The 1,032-nt window shown below is 65.7% G+C and carries 2 protein-coding genes; both read left to right on the top strand.

Features of this window, described 5'->3' with window-relative positions:
- Nucleotides 1-46: 46 nt before the first annotated feature.
- A complete protein-coding gene (locus B7G66_RS16370) occupies nt 47-385 on the top strand; it encodes a hypothetical protein (protein WP_003620647.1) in 339 nt (112 codons plus the stop codon).
- A 72-nt stretch (nt 386-457) separates the two neighbouring features.
- A complete protein-coding gene (locus tag B7G66_RS16365) occupies nt 458-778 on the top strand; it encodes a hypothetical protein (RefSeq protein ID WP_231106299.1) in 321 nt (106 codons plus the stop codon).
- Nucleotides 779-1,032: the final 254 nt, after the last annotated feature.

The following is a 1,032-nucleotide window of genomic DNA, read 5'->3' as shown; positions in this document are numbered from 1 at the left end:
ATGGGCCGCATATCGCCCTGTTCCAGCGCGCGATCGAGGCGTGACCATGGATCCACCCACACTTCTGCAAGATGTCCTGTCGATGCTCCCGACGCAATATGCCGGGGATGTCGCCGTGATCGTGTCCTTCCTGATCTCCACCTGCGCCCTGATCGCACGGTTCTGGCGCCCGCCGGATCCCGCATCCCGCTGGGTCGTGGTCTGGACAGTCGTGACCGCCATCGCCCAGGCGCGCGGATGGAATCTGCCCGCCTACCAGCCGGGGAAACGGGCCGCGATGGTCCCGACGACGGTGCCGCGCCAGACGGTCGAGCAGCTGCTCGACGTGCCGCCGGGCTCGACCCGTCCGGGCAAGCCCCCGGCGCGGGCATCCCCGCCCGGCTGACTGACCGGTTCCGGATCAATCCCCCATCCCCAACCGCCCGAGAGGCGTTTTTTTTATATGGAGACGCCAGACATGGCTGACGACACCACCACCACCATTCCCGCCCTTGAACGCCTGATCGAAACCGCACTGGGCCAACGCGACACGACCGCCACGCGGGCCGATATCGCCCTGGCGGGCAACCTGCTGCAGACGCTGATCCCGGTTGTTGTCGAAAAGGCGGCGCCGAATCTGGACCTGTCCGGCATCGATGCGGCCCTGACCAGGATCCTGACCGGCATCACGGACCTGAAAACCGCGATCGAAGCAAAGCCCGCCACAACGGCCGCCACGGTTGCGCCCGCCACGGTCGCGACCCCGCACCCGATCGTGCCGGGCCAGCCCGCACGCTGATCTGTCAACCTGATCCGGGCGATCTGTAAACCGGCCGCCGGACTGCCTCTATCCTGACACCTGAAAAATAGTCCACCCGTTTCCATGCAGAAATGGCCGTTTCCTGCGGCCTGTATGGATGGATGGGCTATTTGTGTTTCCAGACTGGAAAACCAGCCCATGACCACATGTAAACCCCGTGCCCGATATGCTGCCCTGGCCGCCCTTGCGGGCCTTGCCGCCTGCGCCAGCAGCCCGCAGGGCAAGCTGCGGCA

The sequence above is a fragment of the Novacetimonas hansenii JCM 7643 genome, from assembly GCF_000964405.1.
GTDB lineage: Bacteria > Pseudomonadota > Alphaproteobacteria > Acetobacterales > Acetobacteraceae > Novacetimonas > Novacetimonas hansenii.
Note: the sequence above shows the minus strand (reverse complement) of the source record. Positions and strands in the feature narration are given on the sequence as shown.

Bases quoted from the DNA above. Each gene is read 5' to 3' on its own strand.
- B7G66_RS16370 (WP_003620647.1), top strand. From the start codon at position 47: ATGGATCCACCCACACTTCTGCAAGATGTCCTGTCGATGCTCCCGACG.
- B7G66_RS16365 (WP_231106299.1), top strand. From the start codon at position 458: ATGGCTGACGACACCACCACCACCATTCCCGCCCTTGAACGCCTGATC.